Raw genomic sequence first — 15686 nt, forward strand, 5'->3', positions numbered from 1 at the left:
TCCGGATATCTCCCCCTTGAAAACAGAACAAACATTGAACATATAGCGCGGACCACCCTGTCCTTTTGGCCCGCTGGACTCTCTCCGGCATCTTCTGCAAAGCACGCTCATGAGTCTGACCCACATCAAAGTAAAAGGCGCCCGCGAGCATAATCTCAAGGGCGTGGATATCGAGCTTCCGCGCGAAAAGCTGATCGTGATCACCGGCCTGTCCGGCTCCGGCAAATCGAGCCTTGCGTTCGATACCATCTATGCCGAGGGGCAGCGACGCTATGTCGAGAGCCTCAGCGCTTACGCGCGCCAGTTTCTCGAGATGATGCAGAAGCCCGATGTCGAGCATATCGAGGGCCTGTCGCCGGCGATCTCGATCGAGCAGAAAACCACGAGCCGCAATCCGCGCTCGACCGTCGCCACCGTGACCGAGATTTACGACTATATGCGGCTGCTCTGGGCGCGGACCGGAATCCCCTATTCGCCCGCGACCGGCCTGCCGATCACCGCTCAAACGGTGTCCCAGATGGTCGACCGGGTGATGACCCTGCCCGAAAAGACCCGCTTCTTCCTGCTCGCGCCCGTGGTCCGTGGCCGCAAGGGCGAGTATCGCAAGGAATTGCTCGAGTGGCAGAAGGCCGGCTTTACCCGGGTGCGGGTCGATGGCGAATTTTACGATATCGAGGAAACACCGAAGCTCGACAAGAAATACAAGCATGACATCGAGGTGGTGGTCGACCGTCTCGTGGTGCGCGAAGGCATGGAGCAAAGGCTGGCCGACAGTTTCGAGACCGCGTTGCGGCTGGCGGACGGGCTGGCGTTTGTGGATTTGGCTGATGGTACGGTTGAGGAGGCGCTCGCCAATCGTACTTCGACAAGCTCAGCACGAACGGAGAGTGAAGACGATAGTGCGGGAACGAAACCCATTCGTCCTGAGCCTGTCGAAGGACCCGGCGTCGCAGAAGCACAAACACCGTTCGTGTCGAGCGTAGTCGAGACACGCCTCTCGACTACGCTCGAGGCGAACGGACAGAATCCGAATTCCCCGCAAGGCAAGATGAAAGGCACCGGCCTCCCGCCGAACCGCATCGTCTTTTCTGAACGCTTCGCCTGCCCGGTCAGCGGCTTCACCATCGAGGAAATCGCGCCGCGGCTGTTCTCGTTCAACGCCCCGCAAGGCGCCTGCCCGTCCTGCGACGGCCTCGGCGAGAAGCTCCATTTCGATACGCAGCTGATTGTCCCCAATCCGGCGCTGAGCATCAAGAAGGGCGCGGTCGTGCCCTGGGCCAAGTCCAACCCGCCCTCGCCTTATTATATGCAGGTGCTCGGCAGCCTCGCGCGCCATTTCGAATTTGATCTGGAAACCCCCTGGAATGAGTTGAGCGAGCATCATCAGGATGTCATTCTCAATGGCACGCAGGGCCTTCCCGTAACCCTCCGCTTTCAGGACGGCCGCAAATCCTATGAAGTGAAGAAGCCGTTCGAGGGCGTCGTCGGCAATCTCAAGCGGCGTATGCTGCAGACTGAAAGCGCCTGGATGCAGGAAGAGCTGGCCAAGTTCCAGGCCGCGGCTCCCTGCGAAACCTGCCACGGCGCGCGGCTCAAGCCGGAAGCGCTGGCGGTCAAGATTGCGGGAGAGGATATTAGTATATCAACCCGACGCAGCGTCGGCGATGCCCTGGAATTTTTCGAGGGTCTCGGCGCACAGCTGAACAAGACCCAGAGCCAGATCGCCGAACCGATCCTCAAGGAAATAATCGAGCGTCTCGGTTTCCTCAACAATGTCGGCCTCGACTATCTCAATCTTGACCGGACCAGCGGCACATTATCTGGCGGCGAAAGCCAGCGCATCCGTCTCGCCAGCCAGATCGGCTCTGGCCTGAGCGGCGTGCTCTATGTACTCGACGAACCGAGCATCGGCCTGCACCAGCGCGACAATGACCGGCTGCTGACCACGCTCAAGCGGCTGCGCGATCTCGGCAATACGGTGATCGTGGTCGAGCATGACGAAGACGCCATTCGCACCGCAGACTGGGTTGTCGACATGGGCCCGGGCGCCGGTGTCCATGGCGGCGAGGTCGTTGCCGAAGGAACGCTCAAGCAGATCCTGAAATCGAAGAAATCGCTGACCGCTGCCTATCTCAACGGCACGCGCGAAATCGAGGTTCCGGCCAAGCGGCGCAAGGGCAATGGCAAGAAGCTGACCGTACACGGCGCGACCGCCAACAATCTGCAGAATGTCACCGCCTCGATCCCGCTCGGCACTTTCACCTGCATCACCGGCCTGTCGGGCTCGGGCAAAAGCTCGCTGACCATCGACACGCTCTACGCATCGGCGGCACGGACGCTCAATGGTGCGCGGGTGATTGCTGGCGCGCATGAGAAAATTACCGGCCTGCAATATTGCGACAAGGTCATCGATATCGACCAGTCCCCTATCGGCCGTACACCGCGTTCCAACCCGGCGACCTATACCGGCGCTTTCACCAATATCCGTGACTGGTTCGCCGGCCTGCCCGAAGCGCAGGTCCGCGGCTACAAACCGGGCCGGTTCAGCTTCAACGTCAAGGGCGGCCGCTGCGAAGTCTGCCGCGGCGACGGGCTGATCAAGATCGAGATGCACTTCCTGCCCGATGTCTATGTGACCTGCGAGGAATGCGGCGGCAAACGCTATAATCGCGAGACACTGGAAGTGAAGTTCAAGGGCAAATCGATCGCCGATATTCTCGACATGACGGTCGAGGATGCGGTGAGCTTTTTCAAGGCGGTCCCGCCGATCCGTGACAAGATGGCCATGCTCTACGAAGTAGGCCTCGGCTATGTAAAGGTTGGCCAGCAGGCGACCACCCTGTCCGGCGGCGAGGCGCAGCGGGTCAAGCTGGCCAAGGAATTGTCGAAACGGTCAACCGGACAGACGCTCTATATTCTCGACGAACCGACCACCGGCCTGCATTTCGAGGATGTGCGCAAGCTGCTGCAGGTGCTCCACCAGCTGGTCGAACAGGGCAATAGCGTGGTCGTGATCGAGCATAATCTCGACGTCATCAAGACCGCCGACCATATTATCGATCTCGGCCCCGAAGGCGGCGTGCGCGGCGGCGAAATCGTCGCGCAAGGCACGCCGGAAGAGGTCGCCAAGGTCAAGGCAAGCTATACCGGCAGCTATCTGAAGGACATGCTCGCGAAGTGAGCGGCCATACTGCGCAGCTTCTGTTTGTCTGTTCCCGCAACCGACTGCGCAGTCCGACCGCCGAAGCGGTGCTGAACGGCGTGGAGGCAGTGACGGCCATCTCGGCCGGCACAAACAACGATGCCGAGACGCCGCTATCCGGTGATCTGATTATCTGGGCGGACCGGATCTTTGTGATGGAGACCGCCCACAGGAAAAAGATCACGCAGAAATTCGGCGGACTGCTGAAGGACAAGCCGGTTCGCAACCTGGCCATTCCGGACAATTACAAGTTCATGAACCCGGACCTGGTGGCGATCATCAAATCCAGATTTCCGGAATATTTCTCCTAATAACGGAGCGCCTTGGCCTGCCAGAGCAGTAGCAACGGTGACAGCAGTTCAACAGCCATCGCGGCAATCTGTTCGGTCGGCGGGGGCCCCACGGTAAGATAGGACACGGCTCTCGCGCAGCCGCCGATGAAGAAGAACAGCATCGCAAAGCGGAACAGATTGGCCCGGCGCCGCAGATCGCCAGCGCTGTGGAATATCATGATGGCGACGCCAATATAGACGCCCGAAAGATAGCGATACTGGTTGTCCATCGCATTGCTGAACGGTTCCGCACCCATATGTTCGGTCGCACCCCAAAATATACCGTTCACTCCGAACCAGAGCGGGATTAGGCCGATCAATATCGTGACAATGCGAAATGCTACCATTTTGTTTTTCCCCTATTGTGCCTTTTCCCCTCAAGGAAAAAGGCTCATTGCAACCCTAGGCCCCCGGAATCGGCTGGACGATATATCCGAAAAAATATCATGATCCCCCGTGCTTAGACCTTAAGAGTGACACGGCAGGGTCAGGCTGTCAATTTCGCTCTCCCCTGCCGGGCCAGCAAATTTTTCCAATGATCGCCGCCAGATAGCGGACCCGGCTCCGCGACTAAAGCCGCTCGAGTCGCACCGGCAGCCCGTCTCTCGGTTGCGGGATCGGGAAGACCTGCCAATTGGGTTCGTAATCCGGCCCGCCTTGCAGAACCACACGATGCTGGGTCAGCATCGCGTGCATCAATATCTTGATCTGCATATAGGCGAAATGAAGTCCCAGGCACATATGCGCGCCGCCGCCAAACGGCACCCAGGCATATTTGTGCCGACCGGCCGAATTCTCCGGCGTGAAACGCAACGGATCGAACTTGTCCGGGTCGGGCCAATGCTTTTCCATCTTGTGGACAAATTGCGGGCTGATGCCAATATTGGTGCCCGCGGGGATCGTATAGTTGCGGAACGTAAAATCCTTTAGCGCACGGCGCGGGATACTCGGCACTGGCGGAATCATGCGCAGCGCTTCCTTGAACGCCATTTCGGTCAGTTGCAGCTTGCCCAGCTGTTCAATGGTGAGCACCGTGCCGGCCGGTGCAACCGACAGGCATTCCTCGCGCAAGCGGTCCTGCCATTCGGGATGCTTGGCAAGCAGATAGGTCATGCTGGTCGCCGAAGAGGTGATCGTGTCATGCGCCGCCATCATCAGGAAGTTCATGTGATCGACGACTTCGTCCTCGGTCAGCAACTCGCCATTTTCATGGGTTGCAAGACAGATCTGGGTGAAGATATCCTCGCCGCCCTTGGCGCGCCGTTCTTTCACCTGCGGCGTGAAATATTCGAGCAGATATTCGCGCGCTTTCACGCCCTTCCACATCTTGGTGAACGGGATGGGCTTGCGAACAACACCGATCGAAGCCTGCACTTCGTCGACAAAGGCCTCGTTGATCTTGTCCGCTTCCGGTCCCCAGGGAATGCCGAGAATGGCGCTCGCTGCAGTATCAAGCGACAGCGACTTGATTGCCGGATAAAATTCGAATTCGGTACCGCTCCAGTCACCAACGCGGTCCAGGATGCCGGTGCCGAGTACCTCGCAATGATGTTTCATCGGGCCGGGTTTGAAGGCCACGGAGAGCGCTTTTCGATCGGCTCTGTGCCGCTCGAAATCCATCAGCATCAATCCGCGCGGGAAAAGATTGTTGAGCACTGGTCCCCAGCCCTGTTCACTGGAAAAAATCTTGTCCTTGTTGAACATCACCAGTTCGGTCGCGTCGGCACCGAGCATCATGACATTCTGCTTGCCGAAGCTATAAGTGCGATAGACCGAGCCATAGCGCTGGAACATATATTGACCGAACCCGATCGGATCCTTGATGACCTTCAATGTGGTTCCAACGATCGGCAAGCCCTGTTCCCCGGGGATATGTGCCAGCTGTTCTTGGCTCGGCGGCTTCACCCAATGCGGGTTGGCGCTTTCCTGATAGGGATATCCATGCGGTTTTTCTGCGATAGTGGCCAAGGGAGAGCTCCTAAACTGTTATTTAATCGACTCATTAACTACTTTCACCAGTGTCAGCAAGTGACTCCATTCATAAGCTATTCAATCGCGATGAATTAAGTCTCGTACCAATATTAAAATCGAACCCTTTGTAGCCGAAGGCGCAGGCCCGATTTCTAGGAAATGACCATGAGCAAATTTGCGATGCCCCGACTATTGAAGTCTGTTGTGGCGGCTGGCGCATTGTTGAGCCTGAGCGGCTGCATCTATGGCGGCGCCGGCTATTATGGCGACGGCTATGTCAACAACGCAGGCTATGACTGCGATCCCTACGCGCCGTTCGACGACTATTATGCCTGCGACTATGGCTATGGCTTTGCCAATATCGGCTATGGCGGCGGCTGGTATGATCAATATTATTATCCCGGATACGGCATCTATATCTTCGATCGTGGGGGCAGGCGGCTTGCGATGCGCGACAATGACCGGCGTTATTGGGCCCGGCAGCGCGCCACATATGGTGGACGATATTTCAGAGAACGCCACTCGAACCCGAACCGGCACGCCGAGCGGCGTGACCATCGCTATGAGCGGGGCGACGGCGTCGGAGGGCAAAGGCGCAGCAATTATCGCGGCAATGACAATGTCCGTGACAATCGCGCTACCCGCGACCAACGCAGCAATCGCCCGACGACGAGAATAGTCAGGCCCGACAGCTCCGCGCAGACCACCCAGGATCGCAACCGCGGTGATCGGACGGGCCGTCCAGATCGCCGTCCGGCACAAGCCGTCGAACAGCGGCAGGCCCGCCCACAGCCGGCTCCCCCGCCCGTTCAGACATCCAGACCTCCCCGTCCGGAACGTCCCCGCTATTCACCCAGAACGAGCCGCAGCGAGCGCGAACGCATCAGCGACGAATAGCTCGTCCTGACGTTTATTAGCCGAGACCCCCGTCCCGTGCATGAGCCGTGCCGGCAAGTTTGTCCCTGGGACTTCTGCTATGTTTCGCGAAAAGTGCCGGGACGGACCCGCCTTAGTATAGCAGCGGAATCGTTCAACCTGATTCCCGGTTCGGGACCGATCGCCGCATCTTGGCATCTCATCTTGATTCCCAGCGAATGGCTAAATCAACTGAGCAAATCTGCGCAGAATGAACGGCTTTCTGCCACGAGAGCGGGCGAATGGTTAAGACAATTGTAATCATCGTAAATAGCCTATATCCTAAGGTTCCCTCTCAGGTTTCGAGGAATATGGTCGATGGCAACTGCATTTAGCGACATTCAACCCGACGAATACACCCCGTCGGAAAAGCATCCACAGCATGGCGTCATCATTGGCGGACCGGCTGCGCGGGCGAAGCGGCTCGAATATGGCATATTGCTCTCTTCGATGGTGCTGGGCTCTCTTGGCGCCCTGTACTGGACCCTCACCCATGCTACCGGCTGGGTCGAATGGTCTGCCTTTCTGTTCGGTTTTGCACTGATCAACATGGGCGTCGGCATCGGCTATCACCGCTATTTCACTCACCGCGCCTTTGAGGCCGGGCCAAAAATGCGCCTCGCGATTGGCATCATGGCACAAATGGCCTGTCAGGCTTCGGTACTGAAATGGGCCGCAGACCATCGCCGCCATCATGCTTTCGCCGATGATGTTGGCGATGTGCACAGCCCCTATGTCGACGGCCACGGCAAGAAAATGGGAAAACTCAAAGGGCTCGGCATCGCTCATTTCGGCTGGCTGTTCGATAATACGACATCAGACATGAAGGTTTACGGCAAGGGCCTGATCGACGATCCGCAAGTATTATGGTGCCACAAGCATCGCTGGTCGATCGCGATTTTCTCGAGCATTATCTTGCCCGCTTTGTGGGCGCTGGCCTTCGGCGGACCGGAACATATCATCGGCACCATCCTGATCGGCGGCTTTTTTCGGAACTTCTTCTTCCTGAATTTCGTCATGGGCGTGAACAGCATCGGTCATGTCTTTGGCTCGCAGCGGTTCGAGACCAAGGACGGGTCACGCAACAACTGGTTCATGGCCTGGATGACCTTTGGCGATGGCTGGCACAACAACCATCACCAGCACCCGCGCGCCGCATCATCGAAAATCGCATGGTGGGAATTCGATCTTAACGGCCAGATCATCTATGCATGGGAAAAAATGGGGTTGGTCTGGAACGTCCAGCGGGCACCAGCCTATATTCGCAATGAAAAGGGCGAATGGATCCTGAAAAACGCGAAGGTCGCAAAAGCCAATATGGCCGAACCGGAAGTGATGTCAGCCGACGATGGCGGCGTGATGTTCCCTGCAACCAGACTGCGTCACACCGAACCCGCCGAGTGATAGGACAAAATCGCTACCGCTAGTGGGACCGCAAAGTCAGCGTCGCCGAGATGGTTCCATTGCCGGTCGGATTTACGCTGAGCGCCTCGACCGCGATTCCCTCCCGTTCGACCCGGGCCAGCCAGCCGAACAGCGCGGTCGGCTTGGCTGATTCAACTACCAAATTCACTCGACCTTCCGACTGCAGGACCACGGAGCCGACGGCGATCCCGGTCTCGCCGGCGCTCTGACTGACGAAGCTATCGATCGCGCCACCAAATTTTGCTACTTTCCCGTCTACAGGTTGCTGGAGCGCAGCGACTTTAGCCTCAATCCGGGCCTGCCGTTCAACCGCACCGACATAGCGCTCTTCAGCGGATGTCATCGCGCCGAACATCGGCCGTGCGACACCATAATAGCCGACCAGTCCCGCCAACAGCAGAGCGGCGACCCCGACCAATATCCTTTCCCGCTGGCTGAGCCCGACAAACCAGTTTCTTGCATTGTCAATCATGGCGCCCTCACCGTAATATCCGCCTGCGCCGAACCTGTTGCATCGGTGCGCGGGGTTGCGGTGATGACGAATCCCGCTTCCTGCAGTGCCAGCAGCGCCGGATTGATATCCTCGTTACGAACAGCGGACAACGTAGCCGACACGATCCCGTTGTCTGCATAAGCCATGCGGGTGATCGACACGCTGGGCACCCGTTGCAGCGCGGAATAGAGTGCCGAGGCCGGAACCGGAAACATGATATTGCCGCGATTTTCGGCGATCAGCCGCTGGTCCAGCGCCCGTTCGGCGCTGTCCGGATTCTCCTGCTCGCCGACCACAGACGCAGCACTGGCCAGAGCCGCTTCATCCGCCGTGCTGGCCACCCAGTGATATTGGGCCAGCTGGACCAGCGGAATGGCCAGCGAGACGACGACCAGCGCTGCCACCATCCAGCCGAGCCAACGCTTTTGCTTCGCATCCATCGCCCGCTGCGTCTTTTTCGCAAACGGCCCGCTGCGAAAGTTAAGGTCGCTTTTCTTGGAGGCACCGACCAGCATCATATCAAAAGCATCGCCGGCAATCGGCTGGACAGTCCGGTCGGCAAAAAGAAACTCCCTGAGCGCAGGATCGTCCACGGCAATGATATTTTCCGCACGGACAACGCGGTCAAACCCGAAATCCGCAGACACCGCTCCCTCGCTGGCCGCCGGCAGCAGCCAGCCGGAAGGCATGATCGCATCGGGATCGAGATTCAGTGCCTGCAGGCGAACCAGACCGGATGACAATATATCCCGTCCGACCGATGCGGTGACCAAGTCCCCCGCGCTATCGACCGTCGCAACGATATGAACCTTCTCGCTTTCCAGGCTCTGGGCTCTGGCGGCCATGATCGCTGCAGCAAGCGCCTGACTTGGCGTCGCGTCGCTGATCGGATCGTGCGCCATGATCGTGGTCAGATGCGACGGCACCAGCGCGATCACGCTCACATCCGCCTGCGCCACATCCGGCCCATAGGCTTGCGAAGCCAGGAGCGGGTCCGGGTCACAACCCCATGCCTGTACCGCGCCATCCTTGACGTGCCACCAATAGAGCGCCTCGTCATCGGTGGCCGGAAAGGCAATCAGGAGAATATCAGGGTTCACGCGCTGCTGGTCTTATTCGGCGTAAATATCGGCATTGTCATCTTCGCCGCCCGGCGCCCCGTCGGCCCCCAGCGAGTAAAGATCAAAACCGGGACCCTGACGGCCGGGATTGTCATATTGATAAGGCCGTCCCCACGGATCCTCGGGCAGCTTCTTGATATAGCCACCCTGCCGATAGCGCGCGGTGGTCGCCAGCGAAGCCGGTGGCGCAATCAACGCCTGCAGGCCGTCAGAGGAAGTAGGATAGCCGAGATTGTCGAGCCGGTACATTTCCAGCGCCTGGCCGAGCGTTGCAATATCCGCCCGCGCCTTCTGCACCATCGCGCGGTCCTGGCTGGGCAGCACATTGATCACGACAATCGTCGTCAGCAGGCCGAGGATGAAGATCACCACCATCAGCTCGACCAGAGTGAAGCCATTGCGCTTTTTGCGCGGCTTTGCTTCCGGGGTCCGCTGCTCTTCATGATTGTCGATTTCGGTCGTCATTTTAATTCCTTCATTCCGCCCCTATAATCCGGCAAGATTCTGTAACTGCAGGATCGGCAATAATATCGCCAATATCACCACCGCGACCAGTCCGCCAAGCGCCACGATGATGATTGGCTCGAGCAGCGACAAGGCGGTGGAACTAAAATTGTCAAATTCCCGCTCCAGATAGCCCGCCGCCCGCGCCAGCATGTCGTCAAGTTGCCCCGATGCCTCGCCGCTGGAAGTCATATAGACCAGCATCGGTGGGAAAACCCCTGTATTCTTGAGCGCCGTGGACAGGCTCCCGCCACCTCTTATGGCTTCCACCATATCTTCCGAAGCCTTGCGCAATACGCTGTTATGGATCGTCTCGGTGGTCAGCCGCAGCCCCTCGATGATCGGCAGGCGGCTGGCAACCATAGTCGACAGCGTTCGCGCCAGACGCGCCGCGTGCAAATCGCGCAGCAGCCGGCCAAAAAACGGCAGGCGCAGCAGGAAAGCATCGAAACGATATTTCAGTTTCGGCTCTTTCAGCGCACGCCAACCGACCAGCAGCGCAACGCCGATCACTATGGCAATCGCCCACCACCAATCGGCAAGAAAGCCGGAAATGCCGATGACAATGCGCGTGACCATCGGCAGTTGCTGGTTCACATCGTCAAACTGCTCGACCACTTTCGGCACCACCGCGATCATCAGCAGCGCGACGACGATGATCGAAACCAGCGCCAGCACCGCCGGATAGGCCAATGTGCCGATCAGCTTGCCGCGCAATTCGGCCTGTCGCTCGAGCAGGTCGGCCAGTCTTTCGGTAATGTCGGGCAGCGTGCCGGAGCTTTCCCCCGCAGCAATCATCGCCCGGTAGAGCGGCGGAAAGCTTTTCGGTTCGCGGCGCATGGCCTCGGACAGTCGCTGCCCCTCGATGACTCCCCCATGCACCGTGGCAATCCGCTGCTGCACATGTGGCTTTTCATTCTGGTTGCCGATCAGCCGCAGCGCTTCTTCCAGTGGGCTGACTTGTGCCAGTGACGATAATTGCCGGGTGAACAGGGTCAGCTCTTTCGATGTCAGCCTTTTCGGACCGAACAAACCGGCAGATTCCTTTGCCTGCTTGCCATTCCTGCCCTGCGCCGCTTCCATCTTCACGACATAGAAATTGCGCTCGGTCAGCTTCGCCCGCGCCGCGTCATCACTGGCAGCGGCCAGACGCCCGGTCTTTTCCCGCCCCTTGGGATCGATCGCTATATAGGCAAATTCAGGCATCGACCGCTTCGCTTTCGCGCCGAGATATGCGGATAGCTTCCTCGGGCGTCGTCAACCCATCGCGGACCAGCGCTCTTGCGGCGATACCCAGATGGGGCTGGTTGCGGAAGGCATGGGCCGTAATGGCGGCCTCGTCTCCGCCATCGTTGATCAGCTTTCTGAGCGTGTCATCGATGCGGATCGCCTCGAACACCCCGATCCGGCCCTGAAAGCCGGTCTGGTTACAATGGTCGCAGCCGGTCTCGCGGTAGACCACCGTGCCATTGTCAAAGCCGAGTAGAGAGGCAAGGCTGCCATCAGCCTGGATCGGCGTGCGGCAATGTTCGCAAAGCTTGCGCACCAGACGCTGGGCAATCACCGCGCGCAAGGTGGAGGCGAGCAGAAACGGCTCCACTTTCATGTCGCGCATCCGGGTGATCGCGCCAACGGCATCATTGGTGTGCACGGTCGACAGCACCAGATGGCCGGTAAGACTGGCCTGCACCGCAATCTCGGCCGTCTCGCGGTCGCGGATCTCGCCGATCATCACCACATCGGGGTCCTGCCGCAGGATCGCGCGCAGCCCCGCTGCAAAGGTCAGTCCGACCTTGGCGTTGACCTGCGTCTGGCCGATCCCCTCGATCGCATATTCCACCGGATCCTCGACGGTCAGGATATTGCGGCTGCCGTCGTTGAGCTGCTTGAGCCCGGCATAAAGCGTGGTGGTCTTGCCCGAGCCAGTCGGTCCGGTGACAAGGATGATCCCATTGGGTTCGCTGAGCGCATCGGTGAGGATAGCATGCGTCGTTTCCGACATGCCGAGCAAATCGTGCGAGATGCCCGCACTTTCCTTGTCGAGAATCCGCATCACCACCCGCTCGCTCGCCCGGTTGGGCAAGGTCGAGACGCGCACATCGAGCAATTTCCCGCCCAGCGTCAGGCTGATGCGGCCGTCCTGCGGAATTCGTCTTTCGGCAATATCCAGCCGCGCCATCACCTTGATCCGGTTGACGATTACGCCCGCGACATGCGGCGGCATTCTGAGCTTCTCGGTCAGCACACCGTCGACCCGCATCCGCACGACAAGGCCGGTCTCATAAGGCTCGATATGGATATCCGAAGCGCCCTGCCTAGCGGCTTCGGCGATAATCCCGTTGATCAGCCTTATGGTCGGCGCATCGTCGGCGCTGTCGAGCAAATCCTCTGCGCTTGGGATATCGCCTGCAATATCGTCCAGTCCTTCGCCGGCCAGCGCCATGTCACCCGCCATGGCAGCGGCGCTGCCGTCCATCGCATAATGAGCGCTGAGCAGCTTCTCGAACGCCGGCCCGTCGACCGGTTCCACGTCAAAGGGCAAAGCCAGATAGCGGCGCACCTCGAGCAAGGCCGAGGGATCGGAGCCCGTGCGCATGGCAAGCGATAGCCGTTCACCGCTGCGATCCTGCACCAACAGGCCATGATCGCGGGCATATGCATAAGGCAGGTCCTTGACCGCCGCCTGCGTCCCATGTCCGCCATCCGCTTCGGAGACATTCGCTGCTGTTCCCCGGGCGATCTCCATCACGGCTTCCCGCTGGTCTCGCTCGCCGGCAACGGAGTCTGCTGGATCATGCCATTATCCCTGACCGCCGGCATATCACCCGGCGCGTAGATGATCTGGTCATCCGGGCGCGCCTCGACCGTTGGCGGCACGGTGCCGAGATAGTCGCGGACCAGAGCGTCAATCGACGGTTCCTGATCAGGATTGCGGCTGAGCTGCCGGTCGCGGATATAGCCGTAGCGCGCGCTCGAGAAGCGCCGTGCGTCATTGGGGTCTTTCAGGATCGTCGGGCGGATGAAGACCATCAAATTGGTCTTGACCCGCGACTTGCCGCGCGACCGGAACAACTCGCCAAGAACCGGAATATCTCCCAGAAACGGTACTTTCTGGATCGTGCGCCGTTCGTTGTCATCGAGCAGCCCGCCAAGCGCGATAATCTCGCCGTCACCCACGGTCACCGTCGTGTTGATCTCGCGCTTGTTGATGATCAGCTCGTTGAAATCGTCGGAAACCGGCCCGGCAATAGAGCTTACCTGCTGCCGCAATTCCATCCGCACTTCATCACCCGCATTGATCTGTGGCGTCACTTCCAGCTCGATCCCGACATTCTGCCGCTGGATCGTGCGGAACGCATTGTCGAAATTGCCCGACAGGGCCTCGCCGGTCGAGACCGGAATTTCCTGACCGAACAAGATGCTGCCCTTGAGATTATTGTTCACCGTCAGCGAAGGCGTCGACAGCACATTGCTGTTGCTGTCCGACTGCACCGCATTGATGATCGCACCGAGCACGGCACTGCCGCCCAGGCTGGTGGCAAAGCCGCCAAAACCACCGCGCGCGGCAAGTACCGCATCCGCTGCATTCTGACGCAACGCATCGCCGACCGCGCTATTGGTGGTCACGGTGGTAGCGGTATCGGTCGTGGTGGTCGTGGTCGTGTCAAACTGGTCCGCCAGCAAACCGCCGGCAACATCGACGATATTGGGCGAGGCGTTGGAGAAATTGGTCACCGCAAAGGGCACGTCCTTGCCGCCGACCAGCCATTGCACGCCCAGCTCCCGGGCCAGCGTTTCCGAAATCTCGACGATGATCGCTTCGACAACCACCTGTTCCTGCCGCGTATCGAGCTGCCGGATCAGTTCGCCAATCATCCGCTGCACATCGGGATTGGCCGCGACAATGATCGCATTGGTCCCTTCCAGACGGGTGACAATCGATGGCCCGCGACTGGCAATGCCATTGCTGCCGCCACTGGCAGCGGGAGCCGGTGCGCCCTCGCCACCGGCTGGCGCAACCGTCGCCGAGCCGCCTCCCGTACCTTTGCTGCCCAGCAAATTCTCGATCACCGGCAGGAGATGCTCGGCATTGGCATAGTCGAGCCGGTGGACGCGTATCTCGGTTCCCGATTCCGCGCCCTTGTCCAGTTCCCGCGCCATTTGCGCAAAGCGCGAAACCGCGCCGGGGTCGCCGCGCAGGGCAATGCTGTTGCTGCTGTCGATCGGCACCACGGTCACCGGCGCACGCAGCCCCTCGCCGCCACCCTGTGCGGCCAGCGCCTGCAGCGAGGTTGCGATTTCCCGGGCCCCGGCATTTTTCAGCGTGATGATCGTGCTGGCGGCGCTGTCGCGGTCTATCTCGCCGACCAGACTGCGGATCCTGCGAATGTTGTCGGCATAATCCACGATTACCAGACTGTTCGCATTGCGGTTGGAGGTAATGGACCCCTGTTTGCTGACCAGCGGACGCAGCGTTTCCAGTGCCTCGGTCGCAACAATCGACTTGAGCCGCACCACCTCTGTCACCAGCTGATTGCCTTCGGCACCGCGCGAACCGATCCTGCTGGGCTGCGTAGCCGCACCATCGGCGGGCTGGATGCGATAGGCGCCGCGGGTCGTCGGAATTGCGACCAGATTATTGGCGCGCAGGGTCGACAGGAAAATTTCGAAATATTCCGAGCGGCTGAGCGGACGGTCGGTGACCACCGAGACCTTGCCCTGCACCCGGCTGTCCAGAATGAAGGTACGACCGGTCACCTTTGCCGCGTCCTGGACAAAGGCACGGATATCGGCGTCGCGGACATTGAGCGTATGCTGGGCCGACACTGGCGCGGCCCACAGGCCGGCACAAAGAGCAAGCACGGCCATGATCCGGGCGAATAGACTAGGCATTATTGAGCTCCCAGATTGACAGCGACCGGAACCGTATCGGCTCCGCGCTCGACTTCGACGGACAGGCGTGCGCCGGGCCGGACTTGGCTTTTCAGCGATTCAATATCGCTGGCCGAACCAACCGGATTGCCGTTGATCGACACGATGATATCGCCATTGCGGAAACCGGCGCTCTTGAACAGGCTGCCGTCTCCCAGGGGCGAGAGCACGATACCGGTGACCCGGCCCTGATCATTGCGTGGTGCCAGCGATGCGACACCGGGTATTTCGTTGCTTTCCAGGGACAGAGAGGCCGGAGCGACGGGATCCTCGGTGCCAACCGTTTGCGCGGGGATCGACTGGTCGAGATAGAGGCTCTCGAGCACGCCGCCGCGACTGATGATCACATGATCAAATTCCACGCTGTCCAGCGTGACACCGGACATTATCTCTTCGCCGACGCCGTAATTTGTCTGCACGCCGTCCGGACCGGACAATATGGCCGAACCCAGTCCCGATGCCTCGTTCATGCGAATGCCGAAAAGCGTCAGCTGCAGTGATGTCACGACATTGGCGCTCTGCGCTGCACCGGTGCGGAAGAACGGGTCGAAGCTGCTGAACAGGGTCAGGCGCGACTGTGGTGACAGGATCTCGACATCATTGGCGCGATAATCGCCAACCGGTCCCAATGGAGTCAGCACCAGCCAGATCAGTCTGGTCGCCTGAACCAGCAACAGAGCGGCCAATATGGTGAAAAGGACAGGATAGGGACCCTGCTGGTTATACCAGCGGGTCATCATGCCAAATCTGTCCGAAAAGCTGTTACCCACGAATCCCCGCAACCTTGCAAC

13 protein-coding genes are annotated in these 15686 nt (G+C 59.6%); 4 read left to right on the forward strand and 9 right to left on the reverse strand.

Features of this window, described 5'->3' with window-relative positions; genetic code table 11:
• The first annotated feature begins 109 nt into the window (after nt 1-109).
• Together uvrA and AZE99_RS13065 are read left to right on the forward strand one after the other, a co-directional pair.
• Nucleotides 110-3181, forward strand: coding sequence for an excinuclease ABC subunit UvrA (uvrA, locus tag AZE99_RS13060; RefSeq protein WP_067201919.1), 3072 nt, complete (start codon nt 110-112; stop codon nt 3179-3181).
• On the forward strand, nt 3178-3513 hold the full coding sequence (locus tag AZE99_RS13065; RefSeq protein ID WP_067201922.1) for a low molecular weight protein tyrosine phosphatase family protein: 336 nt from the start codon (nt 3178-3180) through the stop codon (nt 3511-3513). Before uvrA ends, AZE99_RS13065 begins: the two co-directional genes overlap by 4 nt.
• Here the strand turns inward: AZE99_RS13065 and AZE99_RS13070 are convergent.
• Both AZE99_RS13070 and AZE99_RS13075 read right to left on the reverse strand, forming a co-directional pair.
• A complete protein-coding gene (locus AZE99_RS13070; protein ID WP_067201925.1) occupies nt 3510-3881 on the reverse strand; it encodes a DUF4345 domain-containing protein in 372 nt (123 codons plus the stop codon). The two genes, AZE99_RS13065 and AZE99_RS13070, sit on opposite strands and share 4 nt — an antisense overlap.
• A gap of 223 nt (nt 3882-4104) precedes the next feature.
• Entirely contained in the window at nt 4105-5502 is a 1398-nt protein-coding gene (locus tag AZE99_RS13075) for a cytochrome P450 (protein ID WP_067201929.1), read from the reverse strand.
• A gap of 168 nt (nt 5503-5670) precedes the next feature.
• Here AZE99_RS13075 and AZE99_RS13080 point away from each other — a divergent pair, with 168 nt between their 5' ends.
• Nucleotides 5671-6402, forward strand: a complete 732-nt coding sequence (locus tag AZE99_RS13080) for a hypothetical protein (RefSeq protein WP_067201931.1) — start codon at nt 5671-5673, stop codon at nt 6400-6402.
• A 336-nt stretch (nt 6403-6738) separates the two neighbouring features.
• Nucleotides 6739-7824, forward strand: a complete 1086-nt coding sequence (locus AZE99_RS13085) for an acyl-CoA desaturase (protein WP_067201933.1) — start codon at nt 6739-6741, stop codon at nt 7822-7824.
• 19 nt (nt 7825-7843) lie between these two features.
• On the opposite strand, the gene gspM is transcribed toward AZE99_RS13085, so the two are convergent.
• Genes gspM through AZE99_RS13120 form a run of 7 tightly spaced genes read right to left on the reverse strand, consistent with a single transcriptional unit; the run spans nt 7844 to nt 15665 of the window.
• The gene (gspM, locus tag AZE99_RS13090; protein WP_067201935.1) at nt 7844-8317 is read right to left on the reverse strand and encodes a type II secretion system protein GspM; all 474 of its coding nucleotides are present in this window, start codon (nt 8315-8317) and stop codon (nt 7844-7846) included.
• Nucleotides 8314-9438, reverse strand: coding sequence for a hypothetical protein (locus AZE99_RS13095; RefSeq protein WP_067201938.1), 1125 nt, complete (start codon nt 9436-9438; stop codon nt 8314-8316). The genes gspM and AZE99_RS13095 overlap by 4 nt, the downstream gene beginning before the upstream one ends.
• A gap of 12 nt (nt 9439-9450) precedes the next feature.
• The gene (gspG, locus tag AZE99_RS13100) at nt 9451-9924 is read right to left on the reverse strand and encodes a type II secretion system major pseudopilin GspG (protein ID WP_067201941.1); all 474 of its coding nucleotides are present in this window, start codon (nt 9922-9924) and stop codon (nt 9451-9453) included.
• 21 nt (nt 9925-9945) lie between these two features.
• Nucleotides 9946-11169, reverse strand: a complete 1224-nt coding sequence (gspF, locus tag AZE99_RS13105) for a type II secretion system inner membrane protein GspF (protein ID WP_067201943.1) — start codon at nt 11167-11169, stop codon at nt 9946-9948.
• Entirely contained in the window at nt 11162-12709 is a 1548-nt protein-coding gene (gene gspE, locus AZE99_RS13110) for a type II secretion system ATPase GspE (protein WP_082788378.1), read from the reverse strand. The genes gspF and gspE overlap by 8 nt, the downstream gene beginning before the upstream one ends.
• Entirely contained in the window at nt 12709-14856 is a 2148-nt protein-coding gene (gspD, locus tag AZE99_RS13115; RefSeq protein WP_067201946.1) for a type II secretion system secretin GspD, read from the reverse strand. Before gspD ends, gspE begins: the two co-directional genes overlap by 1 nt.
• Nucleotides 14856-15665, reverse strand: coding sequence for a type II secretion system protein N (locus AZE99_RS13120; RefSeq protein WP_156472270.1), 810 nt, complete (start codon nt 15663-15665; stop codon nt 14856-14858). Before AZE99_RS13120 ends, gspD begins: the two co-directional genes overlap by 1 nt.
• Between the last annotated feature and the right edge of the window lie 21 nt (nt 15666-15686).

The organism is Sphingorhabdus sp. M41 (assembly GCF_001586275.1).
Taxonomy (GTDB): Bacteria; Pseudomonadota; Alphaproteobacteria; order Sphingomonadales; family Sphingomonadaceae; genus Parasphingorhabdus.